This is a genomic window from Pseudomonas sp. LBUM1653 (genome assembly GCF_059716115.1).
On sequence record NZ_CP166803.1, the window covers coordinates 2,728,747 to 2,746,114 of the forward strand.

The following is a 17,368-nucleotide window of genomic DNA, read 5'->3' on the forward strand; positions in this document are numbered from 1 at the left end:
AGCCTTTAGATGGACATGCAAGAAGAGATTTCGGCGCTGGCGATCCTAATCCAGGACCTGCGCAAGCACAAGAAGTACACCTTGAAGGATCTGGCCGATAAGATCGGCCGTTCCGTGGGTTTTCTTTCCCAGGTCGAGCGCGGCTTGTCCCGCCCCACGGTGGCGGACTTGACCGCCATCAGCGAGACCCTCGGCGTGCCGACTACCTATTTCTACAGCCTGCCCAAACCCATGGCTTTGCCCTGGGTGACCCGGCCAGATGAGCGCCGCACGTTGTATTACGCCGATGGCATCACCGACATCATGGTCTCGCCAAAAATGCGCGCGTCCTTTTCCATGCTCGAAAGCCAGCTGGAGCCCGGTGCCAGCAGCGGCGACCGGCACATGAAGGACAGCTCGGAGCAGGGCGGCTATGTCCTGGAAGGGGAGCTGACCCTGTGGCTGGATCAAGACGAACCGGTGACCCTGCGCGCCGGCGACAGCTTTCAACTGGCCAGCCATGCCCACTGCCGCTACGGCAACCGTTCGGACCAACTGACCCGCGTGCTCTGGGTCTACACCTGATAAAAACACCAAGGAACAAAACGATGGATGCTGTGTGCTCTGATTTGTTGGCCGAAGTGCGTGGGTTTCGTCAGCGCTACCCCGATGTGCGCTACGTCGACCTGATTTCCCTGGACATTCCGGGGCATTTCTACGGCAAGCGCTACCCGATCGAAATGCTCGAAAAAGTCGCCGCTGGCAGCGCCCTCAAGCTGCCGCAAAACTGCGTGTTGCTCGGCACCCAGGGCGGGCTGTTCAAGATCGGCGACTACTGCTTCAACGATGGCGATCCGGATGCGCTGCGGCGCCTGGTGCCGGGCACGCTCAAGTTGGTGAGTTGGGAGAAGCAACCGCTGGGGCAGATGCTGATTACCTCCGATGGCACGGAAAAACCGATCGTCTTCGAACCGCGTGAAGTGTTGGCGCAGGTACTACAGCGGCTCGCTCGCAAAGATATTTTTCCCGTGGTGGCGTTCGAGCTGGAGTTCTATCTGTTCGATAGCCAGTTGCGCGATGGATTACCGCAGTTTGCCCGCGACCCGCTGACCGGCGATGCGGACGATCAGCCGAACATGCACATCGAACGACTCTCGCGATTTGCCCCGGTACTCGACGAAATGGTCGAGACCGCGCGTGCGCAAGGCATCGATGCCACGGTGATCACCGCCGAATTGGGCCCCGGTCAGTTCGAGATCAATTTCGGTCATCTGGACGATGGCCTGCGCGCCGCCGACTGGGCCGCCTTGTTCTGCCGCAGCACGCGAGGCGTGGCACTCAAGCACGACTACCGCGCCAGTTTCATGGCCAAGCCTTACTTGCAGCACCCCGGCAGCGGCATGCATGTGCATGTGAGCCTTTACGACGAGGCGGGCAATAACCTGCTGGCGGCGAACGGGCAACGAGCGTTGCGCCATGCGGTGGCCGGTTGCCTGGATGTGTTGCCGCACTGCATGCCGATCTTCGCGCCGAACCACAACGCGATGCGTCGTTTGAGCGCCACGGTCAACGTCGCCTCGCGCGCCAGTTGGGGCTTTGAGGATCGAGATGCCTGCCTGCGGGTGCCGGAGTCGGACGCCAGAAACCTGCGGGTCGAACATCGCCTCGCTGGCGCCGATGCCAACCCGTATCTGGTGCTCGCCGCGATCCTGGTGGGGCTGGAGCAAGGCCTTGAACAAGGTCACGAACCGATCGCACCGCTCAACGAAGACCGCAACAGCGGCATCGACTTTCCGCTGGAAATGCTCGAGGCCGTGCGTGCCATGCAAGGCAATCAAAAACTCCGTGAAGGTTTGGGCGCGGAATTCGTCGATGTGTACTGCGAGAACAAGCGCCAGGACCACTTGGCGTTCCTGCATGACATCAGTGCGCGGGAATATCGCTGGTTCCTGTAGTTAAGGTGGTTTCGAGGTTAACCGTAAAAAACATCTGGATATTTAGCAGGTTAGCGTTTTTAGTAACTGAACAGTTAATTAAAATATCTTGTTACAGGGCGAAACATTGCGTAATATTCGCCCCGCGTTCACCACCACGGTTTATGCATTTTTAAGTCCCGGGCGTCCATCAGCTGCCCGGGATTTTTTTTGCCTGAAATTCAGAAGCATGATTGTCCCGGCTGACGAGCTTAATATGCCTAAAAGATATAAATAGATAATTATATATTCCTTTTAATATCTATGAAGGCAGTGCACTTTGAAGGCCTGCCCTTCATTCGCAAGGGCTCGACATCAGACAGGAAGCCTCATCATGACCATCAAAGCGATCAACGTCCGCAACCAGTTCAAGGGCGTCATTAAGGAAATACTGGAAGGCGAAGTGGTCTCCGAAATCGACGTGCAAACGGCATCGGGCATCGTCACCTCGGTGATTACCACCCGTTCGGTGCGTGATCTTGAATTGAAGGTCGGGAGCGAAGTGATCGCCTTCGTGAAATCCACCGAAGTCTCGATTGCCAAGCTATGAGTCCAGGCGCAGGCATAAAAAAGCCCGGCTGATCAGGCCGGGCTTTTTTATGGTGCGGTGAAGCGATGGGGTCAGGCGACGGTGTTGCCTTGTAGGCGGTCGGAGCCATCGGCGGCAACGGTGTTGCCATGCAGGCGGTCGGAGCCATCGGCGGCGACGGTGTTGCCTTGCAGGCGGTCGGAGCCATCAGCCGCGACAGTGTTGCCTTGCAGGCGGTCAGAACCATCGGCAGCAACGGTGTTGCCTTGCAAACGATCCGAACCATCAGCAGCAACGCGATTTTCGATCAGGCGATCCGAACCGCCTTCAGCCACACGATTCTCGATCAAACGATCCGAACCACCTTCAGCCACCCGGCTTTCAATCAGACGATCCGAGCCACCTTCAGCCACCACAGGCTGAACGGAGGTAGCGGCAAAAGCGTTAGCTGCAAAAACCGAGAAAGCGATGCTGAGGAGGGTTTGGCGTTTCATGATCGTGTGCTCCGGGGTGTTGTTGGTTGGTATGGAGCCAATGTTACGCCGTGGAGTTTTTAAGAGAACTTCATTGAGTTAATGGTGACTATTGACGTAGTCAATGGTTGGAAATTCCTGTGGGAGCGAGCTTGCTCGCGATGAGGTCGGCACATTCGAAATTCATGTCAGCTGATACGACGCCATCGCGAGCAAGCTCGCTCCCACAGGTTTCGAGGCGTTAGCGGGAAATGAGCCCATGATCGATCGCGTATTTGACCAGCGCCGCCGGCTTGTCGATGTTGAGCTTGCGCCGAATGCTCAAGCGGTGTGTCTCCACCGTACGCACGCTGATATCCAGTTCCCGCGCCATTTCCTTGTTGTTTAACCCTTGCGCCATCTTCGACAGCACCTGGCTTTCCCGGGGGGTCAGCTCGTTGTCAGTGTTTTTGTCGGCGATCAGCCGCTGGGCGATTTCGGCGCTGTAGAAAGTTCCGCCGCTAGAGATGGCTTCGATCGCGGCGATAATTTCCCGTGACGGGGCATTCTTCAGCACATAACCGCTGGCGCCCGAGCGCAGCGATTCACTCACGTACTCATAGTTATCGTACATGCTCAACACCAACACCTTGAGCGACGGGTACTGGCTGCGCAACACGCGGGTCAGTTCCAGGCCGTTCATGTCCCGCAGGCTGATGTCGACCAGCAGCAGGTCCGGCTGGCAGCGCCCGACCATCTCGATCGCCTCGGCGCCACTTTCGGCTTCGCCCACCACTTCCAGGGGCGCCATGACGGACAGCAGCGCCTTTATTCCGTCGCGGACCAGGGAGTGATCGTCGACCAGGGCGACACGGATTGGGGAGGGCAGGTTCATTCAAGTCTTCACTCTTGTTTTTTGAGCATCAGCGTTTGCTGGCGGGCAGTTTCATCGGCAGCAGAACATCGAGCTCACTGCGTCCGGGGGTCGAGATCAGTTCGAAGCGGCCGCCAAAATGTTCGACGCGTTCACGAATATTACGCAAGCCAATGCCGACGTGACGACGTTCGACCTGGGCGACGTTGAAACCGACACCGTCGTCGACCACCGTCAGCCGCACCGATTGTTCGCAGCCGCGCAGGGTAATGGATACGTGCCTGGCCCGGGCGTGGCGTTCGATATTGGTCAGGCCTTCCTGGACGATGCGAAACAACGAGACAGCTGCCCCATCGACCAGTTGGCAGTCGAATTCATTGTCGTCATAGGTCACGGTGAGGCCGCTGCGCTGTTCGAACTCAGCGGCCAGTTGACCGATTGCCGCCGATAGGCCGAGGGTGTCGAGCAACGATGAGCGCAAGTCGTGGGAGAGGCTGCGGACTTCGCCAATGGCATCCCCCAGGCGCGCGGTGGCATCTCTCAACGTGCCCAGGCCCTTGTCGTGGTTTTGTCCGCTTTCCAGCAAGTGGCTGGCCAGTTCGAACTGAAACTTGATCGATACCAGCACCTGGCTGATGCCGTCATGCAGCTCACGGGACACCCGCGAGCGCTCTTCCTCCTGCAGGCTGACGATACGCTGGGTCAGGCGCTGCAGTTTCTTGTCCGCCAGGCGATGTTCGCTGACATTGAGGGTCATGCCGGTGGCGAAGACAAACAGCACCGCCACCAGCGCCACCACGGCAATCGCCATCATGGTCTTGCGGATGCCCTGGGCCACTTCGGCACGGGCTTGCTGGGTGGCGCGCTCGACATCCTCAAGGTAGATGCCGGTACCGAGCATCCAGCCCCAGCGATCGAGCATCACCACGTAGGCCAGTTTGTCGGTCACCTGGCCGGAGGAGGGTTTGTTCCAGGCGTAGCGTTGAAAACCTTCGCCCGATTGCGCACTTTTGAGCAGCGCCTGGATTACCGGCAGGCCGTGCGGGTCTTTCATGTCCCACAGGTATTTGCCCACCAACTCCGACTGGCGCGCGTGCATCAGGCTGCGGCCTTCATGGTCGTAGACGAAGAAATAGCCGTTGATGCCAAAGCTGAGCTTGCGCAGTTCTTCCAGCACTTGTTGCTGGGCGCGTGCGTCACCCTGACCGTTGTCGTACAGCGGCTCGATCAGGCTTTTCGCCATTTCGACGTAGTTTTTCAGTTCCGCGCGCTTGCTCATCAGGATGCTGTCTTCGATCAGCTGCGCCTGTTGATCACCCAGTTGGCGGTTGAGGGAAATCACCAGTGCGCAAATGACGGCAATGGCCAACACCAGCGGCAAAATGCCGAGCGCGACGATCTTGTGTTTGAGCTGCATGTTTACTCCTGCCCGCGCGAGGGCCCGGCATCATATGCCAATGTGGCGAGGGGATTCATCCCCGTTGGGCTGCGAAGCGGCCCCAGCATTTCATGGTTGAATCGCATCTGCAGATTTTACGACTGCTACGCAGCCGAGCGGGGATGAATCCCCTCGCCACAAAGGCACATCCCACAGAGAAATCAGGGGCGTCTACGTAGAACTACGTAGACGCTGCGTACGTAGTAACGCGGATTTATTTGTGGACGACATGCGCGGATATTGGGCCAGCTCCGCACAGCGGACACAATTATAAAAATTACCGCCGCAGTCCACTGGCTGTCGGCAGGAGAACCCATTATGCCCCGTCTGGCTAAACACCTCGCCTGGTTTGCCGTGGCTGTCCTTGGAGCGATTGCGCTGAGTGTCGTGGCCCTGCGCCGCGGCGAAGCGATCAACGCCCTGTGGATCGTCGTCGCAGCTGTCGCCATCTACCTCGTCGCCTACCGTTACTACAGCCTGTTCATCGCCAACAAAGTGATGCAGCTGGACCCCAATCGAGCCACTCCCGCCGTGCTCAACAATGATGGTCTGGACTTCGTGCCGACCAACAAGCACGTACTTTTCGGTCACCACTTCGCGGCCATCGCCGGCGCGGGGCCGTTGGTCGGTCCGGTACTGGCGGCGCAGATGGGCTATCTGCCCGGCACACTGTGGTTGATCGCCGGCGTGGTGCTGGCCGGTGCCGTCCAGGACTTCATGGTCCTGTTCATGTCCACCCGCCGCAACGGCCGCTCCCTGGGCGACATGGTCCGTGAAGAAATGGGCCGCATCCCTGGCACCATCGCGCTGTTCGGCTGCTTCCTGATCATGATCATCATCCTCGCGGTGCTGGCGCTGATCGTGGTCAAGGCCTTGGCCGAGAGCCCGTGGGGCATGTTCACGGTCATGGCGACGATCCCGATCGCGATGTTCATGGGCATCTACATGCGCTACATCCGTCCGGGCCGCATCGGTGAAATCTCGATCATCGGCGTGTTTCTGCTGCTGGGCTCGATCTGGCTGGGCGGGCAGATTGCCGCTGACCCGGTGTGGGCCAAGGCCTTTACCTTTACCGGTATCCAGATCACCTGGATGCTGATCGGATACGGTTTCGTGGCTGCCGTTCTGCCGGTTTGGCTGATCCTGGCACCGCGTGATTACCTCTCCACCTTCCTGAAAATCGGCACCATCGTCGCCTTGGCGATCGGCATCCTGGTGACCATGCCCGAGCTGAGAATGCCGGCACTGACCCAGTTCGTCGACGGCACGGGCCCGGTGTGGAAGGGCGGTATGTTCCCGTTCCTGTTCATCACCATTGCCTGTGGCGCGGTATCGGGTTTCCACTCGCTGATCGCTTCCGGCACCACGCCTAAGTTGCTGGCCAGCGAAGGTCATGCCCGTTACATCGGTTACGGCGGCATGCTGATGGAGTCGTTTGTGGCGATCATGGCCATGGTTGCTGCATCGGTGATCGATCCGGGCGTGTACTTCGCCATGAACAGCCCTGCGGCGATTGTGGGTTCCGATGCTGTTTCGGTTGCTCAGACTGTCAGCAGCTGGGGCTTTGCGATTACCCCGGAGGCGCTGCAAGCCGTGGCCAAGGACATCGGTGAAACCACCATCCTGGCCCGTGCCGGCGGTGCGCCGACCCTGGCTGTCGGCATCGCGCAGATCCTGCACCAGCTGCTGCCGGGTGAAAACACCATGGCGTTCTGGTACCACTTTGCGATCCTGTTCGAAGCGCTGTTCATCCTGACCGCGGTGGACGCCGGTACCCGTGCCGGGCGCTTCATGCTGCAGGACCTGCTCGGCTCTTTCGTGCCATCGCTCAAGCGCACTGAATCCTGGACCGCCAACCTGATCGCCACCGCCGGTTGCGTGGCCATGTGGGGTTACCTGTTGTACCAGGGCGTGATCGATCCGCTGGGTGGCATCAATACCCTGTGGCCATTGTTCGGCATCTCCAACCAGATGCTGGCCGGTATCGCGCTGATGCTCGGCACCGTGGTGCTGATCAAGATGAAACGCCAGCGCTACGTTTGGGTCACCTTGCTGCCCGCCGTGTGGTTGCTGATCTGCACCACCACTGCCGGCTTCATCAAGCTGTTCGACGCCAACCCGGCGATCGGCTTCCTGGCCCTGGCGAAAAAATACAGCGATGCCCTGGCCAACGGTCAGGTGCTGGCGCCGGCCAAGAGTATCGACCAGATGCAGCACGTGATCTTCAACGCCTACACCAACGCCACGCTAACCGCGCTGTTCCTGTTCGTAGTATTCAGCATCCTGTTCTTTGCGCTCAAGGTCGGTATCGCCGCCTGGGGCACCAAGGAACGTACGGATAAAGAAGCGCCGTTCCACGCGCTGCCGATGCCTGATCATGTTCAATGACCTGAGTCGTCTGGGCAAATACCTCGGTCAGGCCGCGCGCCTGATGGTGGGGATGCCCGATTACGACAACTACGTCGAGCACATGCAAAGCAAGCACCCGGACAAGCCGGTGATGGACTACGAGGCGTTCTTTCGCGAGCGCCAGGAGGCCCGTTACGGCAGCAAGGCCGGACCGAAGTGTTGTTGAATAAATAAAGAAACCCGGCCGAACAAGCCGGGTTTTTTGTTTGGGAAGTTGCGTGTGGGATTGGGCGCACCCAGTTCAAATGTGTGCGAGCCGGCTCGCTAAGGCGGCCTGACAGCCGACCTATTATTTTTTGACTGAGTACATATCCATTCCTGCGGTAACGGCCACCTATGGTTTCGCTTTTACAGCGAGTCACTTGGAAGCACGGAACGCCGCCCGGAGCATGCTCGCTCCTACTGGGCCCGCCGCGATGGGCCATCCTTGGCCCAGCGCGGCTAAACCGGCATCCATGCCGGTTTACCCACTCCGCAGAACCGGAACGAAGCCTCTCGATGTGGCAAGAAGATCAAAAGCCAAAGCAACAGCCAAAGCGAGGCGGCCTGACAGCCGACCTGATTACAGGCTTGTCCGCGATCCTATTGTGGGAGCGAGCCTGCTCGCGAAAAACGTCCAGACACCGCGATCCTTCAGACAGCACGCGTTATCGTTGACGTCCATCGCGAGCAGGCTCGCTCCCACAGGGAATTGGGGGGTATCTGCAAAGTCAGGTCGGCTGTCAGGCCGCCTCGCTTTGGCTTTAGATTTGGGCGCCCCGTTAAACCACGATGGCCGAACGCAGGCATTGCGCAGTGGGTAAACCGGCAGGACGCCGGTTTAGCCGCGCTGGGCCAGGGATGGCCCATCGCGGCGACCCACGGAGCAATGCCGGAGAGAGGGCATGCCGAGCTTAAGCGAGGCACCAAGTGGTGGGGCAAAAGCCTTTTGCTTACTTTTCGCTGGGCCGGCATTCCGGCGTTTGGAAAAGTGAGTCGCCGTAAGGGCGAAACCATAGGTGGCCGTTACCGCAGGAATGGATATGTACTCGGTCAACACAACACAACACAACACAACACAACACAACACAACACAACACAACACAACACAACACAACACAACACAACACAACACAACACAACACAACTCAGGTCGGCTGTCAGGCCGCCAAGCCTCGGCTACAGGCTGAACCGCTGCAACATGACTCCCAGGCCGTCGGACATCGCCTTGAGCTCCTGGGTGGCATCGACGATGTTCACAGCATACAGGTCGGCGATTTTCTTCAGGTCCCGCAAGGGCACGACTCGATCGAGGTAGACGGTTTCCAGGCTGTGCACGGCCGATTGCATGCCCAGCAGTCCAAGGCCACCGACGCACAACAATCCCAGTAATAAAGCGGTGGTCAGCAGCAGAAGGTGAGTCCTGATTTTCCAGCTTTCCATAGTCCGGTATTCCTAAGTCGACTTGTCCAGTCAGCAATTGAAGTGGGGGGTTGTTCGCTCCATCCTGTGCACAAGGCACATTGCTATCATGTACTGGGCCAGCAAAAAAAGGCACGGCTTTACCGGCGAGAATTTACGAATTAGCGCCGTCTGACAGAGCGCGCTGAAGGTGGCTTTCAGACAGGCTGCTTGCCGATCACAGAGATCAGCCTCGAGAAGAGCATCGTTGGGCGCTGTTTCTGATCGCCACTGATCAAAACCGGCGTTGAAGGTAAAGCGGGATAGCCGTTTGCCAGGCGTATCGGTATGCTCTGCGCACAGCCCGAATGCCAATGATTAACAACCACAGTGACGTCATGAGCTCATCAGAAACGCGTGCGAATATCCTAGCGCTGTATCCGGAAGACTCTCGCGAGGCGGCGGCCCTGCTCAAGCAAGCCGTGCCCCTGATGGTTCGCCATAACATCCCGCCCAATCCCGTGCACTATGCACTCTGGTACACCTACAGCAAGGGCCAGGACCCGGAACTCATTCGCCACCTGGACCGCGTGGTCAGAGACTTCGACGGTTGCCCGCCAGAGGCTGCGACCCGGCTGTTTCGCCAGTACATCATTCGTGATGAGCTGGAGGAGGCCCGCGCCGAACAGCATCAGGTCATCAGCCTGGTCGATGGCATGGAGCGCGACGTCTCGCTCAGTGTGAAGGGCAGTGTCAATTTCCAGAACCGTCTGGGGCAGTGCCTGGAAATGCTCGACGAACCGGCCAGTGATCGCCTGCCGGGCATCTTGAGCGAGCTGCAGCAGAGCACCCGGTTGATGCAGAGCCAGCAGGAGCACTTCCTCGCGCAGCTGCACTCGGCGCAGGACGAAATCAAGACCCTGCGCGACAAACTGCAGCGCGCCCAATTGGCCGCGACCCTCGATGGCTTGACCGAACTGCTCAACCGCACGGCGTTCACCCGCCTGCTGGAACAGGCGTTGGGCAAGGCTTCCAGCGGGGTGGCCCTGTTGATCCTGGATATCGACCACTTCAAGCAATTCAATGACCAATACGGTCATCCGCTGGGCGACCGGGTCCTGCAGCATGTCGCCCAGGTGCTGCGCGGCGCATTGCCAGCCAATGCTTTCGCGGCGCGTTACGGCGGCGAAGAGTTCTGTGTGGTCCTGCCCGATTGCGCCGACCTGGGCAGTGCCTGTGCCTTTGCCGAGCATCTGCGCCTGAAGGTCCAGTCCTTGCGAATCAAGGCGCGCGGCACCGACACCGTGCTGGACACCGTGACCGCCTCTTTCGGTGTCGCCCTCGCGCAGCCCGCTGACAACCTGGAAAGCCTGCTGACCCGCGCCGATGACGGGCTGTACCAGGCCAAGCGCAACGGGCGTAACCAGGTGTTTGCCTTGCAAATAGGGGCGGCGACCACCTTATCCTGACCGGACCCTGAGAACCTGTTGGAGTGGGCTTGAACTGGTAGAAACCGGGGACATGCTTCTCTACCATCGGCGCGCGTCCTAGTCCATTTCCTACAAATTTGTGGGATCTCGCCGACTTGAGATAGTTGCCTTCCGTCTGTAATTTGCTAACTCACTGAATCGGTCAATTCTTCACGGCTGGCTTGGATATTGGCTAGTAGTAACTTTTGAATAAAAGCTTTGTATTGGAACCCCATTCGTTACCGAATAGGTAATGTGGGCAGACGAGCATAACCCACGGGCAAACACAGGCAGTGCCAAAGGAGTTGTCATGCTCGACATTTTGCGTGGTACACCACTGTGGGTTTACGCAGTGTTTTTTATCGTGACGTATTACGGCGTCATTGCCTGCTTCGAGAATCATGAAACGAAAAAATCGCTACTACTGACACCGGTGATATTCGTCGCCATCTCCATAGCCTCGCTGAAAATCTCCCAAGGATTCGCGGTTCCGCTTTCGGTTTATGCGCTGGGGTTGCTGGTCGGGTGGTTGCTGGCCTTGCGCTTTTACTCGTATGACAACGTGAAACATGAGGGTGAGAGGCTGGTGCTGGATGGCACGATCAGAGTGCTGATTGTGTATTGGTGCTTCTTCGCCTGGCGTTACTACAGCGGTTACCAGGAGGCGGTGCATCCGGAACTGGCCAATGAAGTCCCGTTAGTAGTCTGGTCATCACTGGGGTCTGGGCTAATCAATGGTTTGATCGTTGGACGGAGTTTCAGGTTATTGCGTTTTTTCAAGTCCGATAATGTTTCGCGCCTGGCATAAATCCAATATGAGAGCGGGCTTGCTCCGGGCGGCGTTCCGACGAAGAGGGAATGTCAGTCGACATCAATTAACCTGACACTCCCTCTAATCGCTTATTGACCCTCCAGGCTACGCGGCACGCCGAGCGGGTTGCTGTCGCGCAGTGCCTCGGGCAGCAACGCATCGGGAAAGCCCTGGTAGCACACCGGCCGCAGAAAGCGCTCGATGGAGGTCATGCCCACCGAGGTGAAACGGCTGTCCGACGAGGCCGGAAACGGTCCGCCGTGCACGCTGGCGAAAGACACCTCTTGTGGATGGGCGAAGGCGTTGACGACAATCCGCCCGGTGCGTCGCTCCAGGATTGGCAGCAAACGACGGGCCAGTCCCAGGTCCTCTTCTTCAAGGTGCATGGCGGCGCTGAGCTGACCGCGAAGTGCTCGGGCGACCGCGAGCATTTGCGCCTCGTCTTCGACCTTCACCAGCAGGGCCGCCGGGCCGAAGACTTCCTGGGCCAGGGCTGTTTCGTCGAGAAAGCGCTGGCCATCCACCTCAAGCAGGGCGGCCTGGCCGTCCAGCGCTGCCGTGGCGGCCAAGCCTTCGGCGACGGGCCTGGCGCCGGCGCCGTGCAGTTTGTCGAGACCGCTCAAGTAAGACCCATGGATGCCCGGGGTCAGCATCGGACGGGCCGGTGCCGTCGTCACGCGGCTGATCATGGCGGCGCGCAAGGGTTCGAAGCCGCTCCCGGCGATGGCGATCAGGATCGCCGGTTTCAGACAGGCTTGCCCGACATTGACCAGCATGCGCTCGATAAAACCGTCGCCGATCTGTGCGCCACGCTCAGCCAGGGCCTGGGGCAGGATGAACGTGGGGTTGACGCTGGCCATCTCGGTGAACACCGGGATCGGCTCAGGGCGTTGCTGCGCCCGGCGATACAGCGCCATGCCACCCTGTTCGGAGCCGGTGAAGGTCACCGCCTTGATCAACGGATGATCGACCAGGGCTTCGCCGATCGCGTTGCCGGCGCCGCGCACCATCGAGAACACGCCTGCGGGCAAGCCGCTGTCCTGCACCGCCTTGCGGATGGCCCGTGCCTGGATTTCCGAGGCCCCCGGGTGCGCGTTGTGGGCCTTGACGATCACCGTCGCGCCCGCCGCCAGCGCCGCGGCGGTGTCGCCCCCGGCCACCGAATAGCTGATGGGGAAATTGCTCGCGCCAAACACCGCCACCGGGCCGAGGGCGATGTGCTGCAGGCGGTGATCCATGCGCGGGCGTGGCTGGCGTTCAGGCTGGGCCGGGTCGATGGCCGCTTGGAGGAAGCGTCCCCGGCGCACGACCTCGGCGAATTGCCGGAACTGGGTGGCGGCCCTGGCCGCTTCGCCCTGCAGTTGTGCTTCGGGCAGACCCGTTTCCAGTGCGGCCCGTGCGGCAAGCGGCTGGGCGACGGCATCGAGATTGTCGGCGATGCGCTCCAGCAATGCCGAACGCTCGGCGAGCGAGGTATGGCTGTAGTGGTCAAACGCGGCGTCGGCGAGCTTGGCCGCCATGTCCACTTCGACGGCGCCACCGAAGGCGAAGTCCGGCTCGATCAGCTCATGGGTAGCGGGGTTGAGCGCTTTCATCGTCCCTTCGCTGGCGGGGACTTCGTTGGCGCCGAGTAACAGGTGTCCAGTCAGTTTCATTGGGTCGTGCTCACTGCTTGAGGGTGGCGATGAGATGCTCGGTCGTCACAATCGAATGGGCGAAGGTCGGGCCGTTCAGTTCATGGGCGGCGCGCATCATTTCCGGCTTGAAAGCGGCGGTGGCGTCGCGCACCAGGGTGACGTGGTAGCCCAGTTCCTGGGCGTAACGGGCGGTGGCCTCGATGCAGGTGTTGGCCAGCAGGCCGACGATGATCACGTGGGTGATGCCTTTCTGCTTCAGGCGAAAGTCCAGGTCGGTGTTGGCAAAGCCGCTCGACCCCCAATGCTCCTGGACAACGATATCGCCTGGCTGGGGCGCGAAATCGGGATGCCATTCGCCACCCCATTCGCCGCGAGCGAAGTGGTGCATGTGCTGGATCTTGCATTGGGTGGGACTTGGGTGATCCCAGTTCTCGTAGTCGCCTTGTTCCCAGCGACGGTGCGGTACGATGAACACCGGCATGTCCAGGGCGCGGACCGTACGGTCGAGGGTGCGCAGGTTGTCGAGCAGGCCGACTTGCCGGGCGATTGGCTCGAGCAGCGGGAAGATCTTGCCACCTTCGGACAGAAAGTCGTTGTAGGGATCGACCAGCAGGTAGGCGGTTCGAGCCAGAGGGTAGGGGGTGTTGGACATGACGAATGCTCCAGTGAAATGGGCTGAGCGCTGCCATGGGCTTGCCTTGGCAGTGTGTAGATATGATAATCATAGTTACTTGGAAAGAGGCAAGCCCCTATGGCGTTAAAAAAGACTAGCCCTGAAACCTTGTGTCCGATTGCCCGGGCCGAGGACGTCGTCGGCGATCGCTGGACCGTGCTGGTGTTGCGCGAGTTGTTCATGCGCAATCATCGCTACGATGAGATCCAGGCGCAGACGGGCGGCACCCCACAGATGGTCGCTGCCCGCCTGAAAAGCCTGGAGGCCGACGGGATGGTCGAGCGCCGCGCCTACAGCGAGCGGCCGCCACGTTACGAGTACCACCTCACGGCCAAGGGGCAGGCGTTTTATTCCGTGGTCCTGGCATTGCGTGCCTGGGGTGAAACCTGGTGCAAGTCGCCGCAAGAGGGCTTGGCCGTGCGCTACACCCACCAGCGTTGCGGGCAGCCCGCCGGGCTGGGGCCGCTGTGCGAGCATTGCGGCGAAGTGTTGCGCCGTGATGAGCTGACCAGTGAACCGAGTGCGACCTATGCCCTGGAGCGCCAGGAACGACGCGAGGCCTTCAAGCGCGGGCCGGTGGTCAAATCCGGGCAGTGAGGGTTTCGTCTTTTACTATTCGTTGCACTGATAGTGATCATCATCCATCACAAGTTCTGTTGCTGCCGGCAAACAAGGAACATGGCGTGCATTGAAAACGCCTTTGCGGAACCCTGTGATGAAGATGTTGACTCGACTGGTGCTGGTCGCCCCCTTGCTGTTGTCGGGGTGTGCCTCTGCACCCAATGACCCGACGCTGACACTGCAAACGAAAAAGGCACCGGCGGACTACGCCCAGTGTGTCTTGCCGAAATTGCAGGAAGACGCGCTGAGCGCAACGATCTCGCAAACCCAGCGCAGCTATCGAATCGTCGTTTCGAGCAAAGTCGCCGCCGACGATGTGCTCGAGGCGTACAAGGCCTCGAACGGCGGCAAGGTGTTCCTCTACGAACGCACGTTGCTGGCCTCGACGTTCGGGCCATCGCGCCTCGAACGTGCGGCCCAGGATTGCCTTTGAACAAGCCACCCGGCCTGTTTCCCCCCCGCATCGGTGCGTTTCAATAGTGCGCCGAGGCTGTCTGGCATCGCGTTTTCCCCGCGCTTTTTTTCCAACTGATCGATCGTTCAATTGTGTTGCATCGGGCATGTTCGCCTCGATATAGTGGCTAAATAATATCAACTATAAATAACCCGCCAGCAGAGCTGTGGCACGTTGTGCTGGCTGACGTATCGCTCATTCGAGAATGCTCATGCCTAATCGCTCCCTGCACTTCAAGCTGTTCTGGACCGCGTTGATCGGCACCGTCGTCGTCATGGCACTGCTCCTGGGTTCCATCGCCTATATCGCTTATGGCTCCTCCGTCAAGGAAACCGCAGCCCTGGTCGAGACCATCGTCAAGGCCAATGCCAAGGAAGTGGAAGTCGAACTCGGTGCCGGGTTTACCGTGGCCGAGTCGCTGGCCAGTGTCGCCACGGCGATGCAGCAGCAACAGGTCGACCGCAAGACCGCCGATGCCCTGACCCGGCAACTGTTCGAAGCCAATCCCAGGCTCGCCGGGCTTGGCCAGTATTGGGAAGCCAACGCCTACGACGGCAAGGACAGTGAGTTTGCCAACCAGCCGCACCACGACGCCACGGGCCGTTACCTGACCTACTGGAACCGTGTCGGTGGCTCGGTTAAAGCCGAGGCATTGAGCGGTTACACCCCGGAAAACGCCGACAACCAGTATTACTACCGGCCGCTGCACACGCGTCAGCCCTGGGCCTCCGAACCCTTTGCCTACAGCAGCGGCAGCGGTCAATCGGTGATGATGGTGTCGATCATGGTGCCGCTGTTGCAGGGGGGGAAAGCGCTGGGTGTGGCCGGGGTGGATATCTCGCTGGAAAGCATCAACCGCCAGCTCTCGACCATCGATGCCTTCAAGGGCTATGGCGCCCTGGTTTCCAGCGATGACCTGTATGCCAGTCATCCCGACGCCAAACGCTTGAGCCGGCCGGCCGACGACTTGCCGAGTGCCGCCAAGGAGGCAATCAAGGAGGGCCGCTCCTACAGTTTTCAGCGCGATGGCTGGGGCTATGTGCTGCAACCGGTGCGTATTGGCAAGGCGCCGAACAACTGGGCGTTGATGGTTGCCTATCCGCTGGCCGAAGCCATGGCCGGCATCAATCACTTCCTCTACACCGCGGTGGTCATTGGCCTGGTGGCGTTGCTGGTGCTGGCCATTGTGCTGTGGCATTTGCTGGCGTGGCAGATTCGTCCGCTGTCGGGCCTGACGGTCGGCATCCAGGCCTGGGGCGGCGAGCTGGGCTTGCGTTTCGAACAGCGCAGCGGCGATGAAACCGGCAAGCTGGCGGGGGCGTTCAACCAGTTCATCCAGCGCCTGGGGGATCTGGTGGGATCGATCCGTCACAGCAGTACAACGTTGATGCAGATTTCTAATCACCTGGGCGATACCACCCAGGCCGTTGCCGAACGGGCGACCTCGCAACACACCGCCACCGAAGAGATGGCCAGCGGCGTCACGGCGTTGGCGCACTCGGTGACCGAGATGTCCCAGCAAGCCGAAGACGTGGAGCAACTGGCGCGCAACACCGAAGTACTGACCACCAACATTTCCGGGGAGATGAGCCAGACCCTGGCCGGGATTACCCACATCGACCAGACCATGGACGTGGTGGCCGGCGCGGTGGGCGACCTGGAAAAACGCTCGCAACAGATTGCCGGGATCATCGCGGTGATTCGCAGCATCGCCGACCAGACCAACCTGCTAGCCCTGAACGCGGCGATTGAAGCGGCGCGGGCAGGGGAGCAGGGTCGTGGGTTCGCCGTGGTGGCCGACGAAGTCCGGCAGCTGGCGGAGCGTACCAGCCGCTCGACCGGTGAAATCGGCGAGATGATCGGCGCCATCGGTTCGGACGTGCGCAACACCGTAGCCAATGTGCAGCAGGTCGGCGAAGCGGTTCGCCAGGGCGTGGTGCAACTGACCACCTCGGCCCAGGGCGTCGACCAGATCCGCCAGCATGCCCAGGACATTCTCACGCGCATCAGCGAAGTGGCGCGCCAGACCCAAAGCCAGGCGGCGACGGGCGAGCAACTGTCCGTGGCGATCCAGGGCGTCAGCCGAATCTCCGAGCAGAACGACCACGCGATCCGCAGCCTGCTCGAACAGTCGGTGCAACTGCGCGATCAAGCCGGGTCGCTTAGCCAGCAACTGACGCAGTTCAGGGATTGAAACACAGCGCCGGAGCCGGAGCCGATAATGTCTCAGGTTACTCCTCTTCAGTGAATACAAAAACCAGCCACGGAGCAGACCCACTGTGGGAGCGAGCCTGCTCGCGATGAGGCCGGCACATTCAGCATGGATGTTGCCTGACCCACCGCCATCGCGAGCAAGCTCGCTCCCACAGTTTTATCTTCAAGTGAGCACGAAATAGGTGGCCGCCACAGATCCACTGTGGGGCGAGCTTGCTCGCGATGAGGCCGGCACATTCAGCATGGATGTTGCCTGACCCACCGCCATCGCGAGCAAGCTCGCTCCCACAATTTGATCTTCAATGAGCACGAAATAGATGGCCGCCACAGATCCACTGTGGGGCGAGCTTGCTCGCGATGAGGCCGGCACATTCAGCATGGATGTTGCCTGACCCACCGCCATCGCGAGCAAGCTCGCTCCCACAGTTTGATCTTCAGTGAACACGAAATAAGTG

At 60.0% G+C, this 17,368-nt stretch carries 15 protein-coding genes and 2 pseudogenes; 11 read left to right on the top strand and 6 right to left on the bottom strand.

Translation table 11 applies throughout. The features are described 5' to 3' along the window. Nucleotides 1-9: 9 nt before the first annotated feature. The 3 genes from ACA054_RS12460 to ACA054_RS12470 all read left to right on the top strand — a co-directional run bounded on the left by ACA054_RS12460 (nt 10) and on the right by ACA054_RS12470 (nt 2,502). Nucleotides 10-564, top strand: a complete 555-nt coding sequence (locus tag ACA054_RS12460; protein ID WP_497689644.1) for a helix-turn-helix domain-containing protein — start codon at nt 10-12, stop codon at nt 562-564. 23 nt (nt 565-587) lie between these two features. Continuing rightward, the gene (locus ACA054_RS12465) at nt 588-1,934 is read left to right on the top strand and encodes a glutamine synthetase family protein (RefSeq protein WP_497689645.1); all 1,347 of its coding nucleotides are present in this window, start codon (nt 588-590) and stop codon (nt 1,932-1,934) included. A gap of 352 nt (nt 1,935-2,286) precedes the next feature. Next, complete coding sequence (locus ACA054_RS12470; RefSeq protein ID WP_007904463.1) at nt 2,287-2,502, top strand: TOBE domain-containing protein; 216 nt, start codon at nt 2,287-2,289, stop codon at nt 2,500-2,502. Nucleotides 2,503-2,573: 71 nt separating this feature from the next. On the opposite strand, the gene ACA054_RS12475 is transcribed toward ACA054_RS12470, so the two are convergent. From ACA054_RS12475 to ACA054_RS12485, 3 genes are all read right to left on the bottom strand, one after another. Further along, nucleotides 2,574-2,975 (bottom strand): hypothetical protein, encoded by a 402-nt coding sequence (locus ACA054_RS12475; RefSeq protein ID WP_497689646.1) that lies wholly within the window; start codon nt 2,973-2,975, stop codon nt 2,574-2,576. Nucleotides 2,976-3,195: 220 nt separating this feature from the next. Continuing rightward, nucleotides 3,196-3,828 carry a response regulator gene (locus tag ACA054_RS12480; protein WP_497689647.1) on the bottom strand — a complete coding sequence of 211 codons (633 nt, stop codon included), beginning with the start codon at nt 3,826-3,828 and terminating at the stop codon, nt 3,196-3,198. A gap of 28 nt (nt 3,829-3,856) precedes the next feature. Beyond that, on the bottom strand, nt 3,857-5,224 hold the full coding sequence (locus tag ACA054_RS12485) for a cache domain-containing protein (protein WP_497689648.1): 1,368 nt from the start codon (nt 5,222-5,224) through the stop codon (nt 3,857-3,859). 339 nt (nt 5,225-5,563) lie between these two features. On the opposite strand from ACA054_RS12485, the gene ACA054_RS12490 reads away from it, so the two are divergent. Next, the gene (locus ACA054_RS12490) at nt 5,564-7,633 is read left to right on the top strand and encodes a carbon starvation CstA family protein (RefSeq protein ID WP_497689649.1); all 2,070 of its coding nucleotides are present in this window, start codon (nt 5,564-5,566) and stop codon (nt 7,631-7,633) included. After that, nucleotides 7,623-7,820, top strand: coding sequence for a YbdD/YjiX family protein (locus ACA054_RS12495; RefSeq protein WP_008051268.1), 198 nt, complete (start codon nt 7,623-7,625; stop codon nt 7,818-7,820). Before ACA054_RS12490 ends, ACA054_RS12495 begins: the two co-directional genes overlap by 11 nt. A gap of 992 nt (nt 7,821-8,812) precedes the next feature. Here the strand turns inward: ACA054_RS12495 and ACA054_RS12500 are convergent. Next, nucleotides 8,813-9,076, bottom strand: a complete 264-nt coding sequence (locus ACA054_RS12500; RefSeq protein WP_497689650.1) for an MCP four helix bundle domain-containing protein — start codon at nt 9,074-9,076, stop codon at nt 8,813-8,815. A 356-nt stretch (nt 9,077-9,432) separates the two neighbouring features. Between ACA054_RS12500 and ACA054_RS12505 the strand changes: the two genes are divergently transcribed. Together ACA054_RS12505 and ACA054_RS12510 are read left to right on the top strand one after the other, a co-directional pair. Continuing rightward, on the top strand, nt 9,433-10,503 hold the full coding sequence (locus ACA054_RS12505) for a GGDEF domain-containing protein (RefSeq protein ID WP_497689651.1): 1,071 nt from the start codon (nt 9,433-9,435) through the stop codon (nt 10,501-10,503). A gap of 310 nt (nt 10,504-10,813) precedes the next feature. Further along, nucleotides 10,814-11,311 (top strand): hypothetical protein, encoded by a 498-nt coding sequence (locus ACA054_RS12510; protein ID WP_497689652.1) that lies wholly within the window; start codon nt 10,814-10,816, stop codon nt 11,309-11,311. A 92-nt stretch (nt 11,312-11,403) separates the two neighbouring features. On the opposite strand, the gene ACA054_RS12515 is transcribed toward ACA054_RS12510, so the two are convergent. Then, complete coding sequence (locus ACA054_RS12515; protein ID WP_497689653.1) at nt 11,404-12,969, bottom strand: aldehyde dehydrogenase (NADP(+)); 1,566 nt, start codon at nt 12,967-12,969, stop codon at nt 11,404-11,406. A gap of 10 nt (nt 12,970-12,979) precedes the next feature. Next, on the bottom strand, nt 12,980-13,603 hold the full coding sequence (locus ACA054_RS12520; RefSeq protein ID WP_497689654.1) for a cysteine hydrolase family protein: 624 nt from the start codon (nt 13,601-13,603) through the stop codon (nt 12,980-12,982). A 99-nt stretch (nt 13,604-13,702) separates the two neighbouring features. Between ACA054_RS12520 and ACA054_RS12525 the strand changes: the two genes are divergently transcribed. From ACA054_RS12525 to ACA054_RS12540, 4 genes and pseudogenes are all read left to right on the top strand, one after another. Further along, complete coding sequence (locus ACA054_RS12525) at nt 13,703-14,221, top strand: winged helix-turn-helix transcriptional regulator (RefSeq protein WP_497689655.1); 519 nt, start codon at nt 13,703-13,705, stop codon at nt 14,219-14,221. Between the two features lie 118 nt (nt 14,222-14,339). Beyond that, nucleotides 14,340-14,678, top strand: coding sequence for a hypothetical protein (locus tag ACA054_RS12530; RefSeq protein WP_497689656.1), 339 nt, complete (start codon nt 14,340-14,342; stop codon nt 14,676-14,678). A gap of 460 nt (nt 14,679-15,138) precedes the next feature. Beyond that, nucleotides 15,139-16,032, top strand: a pseudogene (locus tag ACA054_RS12535) (PDC sensor domain-containing protein); the annotation flags it as partial. A gap of 324 nt (nt 16,033-16,356) precedes the next feature. Beyond that, nucleotides 16,357-16,893 (top strand): annotated as a pseudogene (locus tag ACA054_RS12540) (methyl-accepting chemotaxis protein); the annotation flags it as partial. Between the last annotated feature and the right edge of the window lie 475 nt (nt 16,894-17,368).

Coding starts and splice junctions, on each gene's coding strand:
- ACA054_RS12495 (WP_008051268.1), top strand. CDS start 7,623: ATGTTCAATGACCTGAGTCGTCTGGGCAAATACCTCGGTCAGGCCGCG.
- ACA054_RS12475 (WP_497689646.1), bottom strand. CDS start 2,975: ATGAAACGCCAAACCCTCCTCAGCATCGCTTTCTCGGTTTTTGCAGCT.
- ACA054_RS12485 (WP_497689648.1), bottom strand. CDS start 5,224: ATGCAGCTCAAACACAAGATCGTCGCGCTCGGCATTTTGCCGCTGGTG.
- ACA054_RS12490 (WP_497689649.1), top strand. CDS start 5,564: ATGCCCCGTCTGGCTAAACACCTCGCCTGGTTTGCCGTGGCTGTCCTT.
- ACA054_RS12520 (WP_497689654.1), bottom strand. CDS start 13,603: ATGTCCAACACCCCCTACCCTCTGGCTCGAACCGCCTACCTGCTGGTC.
- ACA054_RS12460 (WP_497689644.1), top strand. CDS start 10: ATGGACATGCAAGAAGAGATTTCGGCGCTGGCGATCCTAATCCAGGAC.
- ACA054_RS12470 (WP_007904463.1), top strand. CDS start 2,287: ATGACCATCAAAGCGATCAACGTCCGCAACCAGTTCAAGGGCGTCATT.
- ACA054_RS12515 (WP_497689653.1), bottom strand. CDS start 12,969: ATGAAACTGACTGGACACCTGTTACTCGGCGCCAACGAAGTCCCCGCC.
- ACA054_RS12500 (WP_497689650.1), bottom strand. CDS start 9,076: ATGGAAAGCTGGAAAATCAGGACTCACCTTCTGCTGCTGACCACCGCT.
- ACA054_RS12530 (WP_497689656.1), top strand. CDS start 14,340: ATGAAGATGTTGACTCGACTGGTGCTGGTCGCCCCCTTGCTGTTGTCG.
- ACA054_RS12465 (WP_497689645.1), top strand. CDS start 588: ATGGATGCTGTGTGCTCTGATTTGTTGGCCGAAGTGCGTGGGTTTCGT.
- ACA054_RS12480 (WP_497689647.1), bottom strand. CDS start 3,828: ATGAACCTGCCCTCCCCAATCCGTGTCGCCCTGGTCGACGATCACTCC.
- ACA054_RS12505 (WP_497689651.1), top strand. CDS start 9,433: ATGAGCTCATCAGAAACGCGTGCGAATATCCTAGCGCTGTATCCGGAA.
- ACA054_RS12510 (WP_497689652.1), top strand. CDS start 10,814: ATGCTCGACATTTTGCGTGGTACACCACTGTGGGTTTACGCAGTGTTT.
- ACA054_RS12525 (WP_497689655.1), top strand. CDS start 13,703: ATGGCGTTAAAAAAGACTAGCCCTGAAACCTTGTGTCCGATTGCCCGG.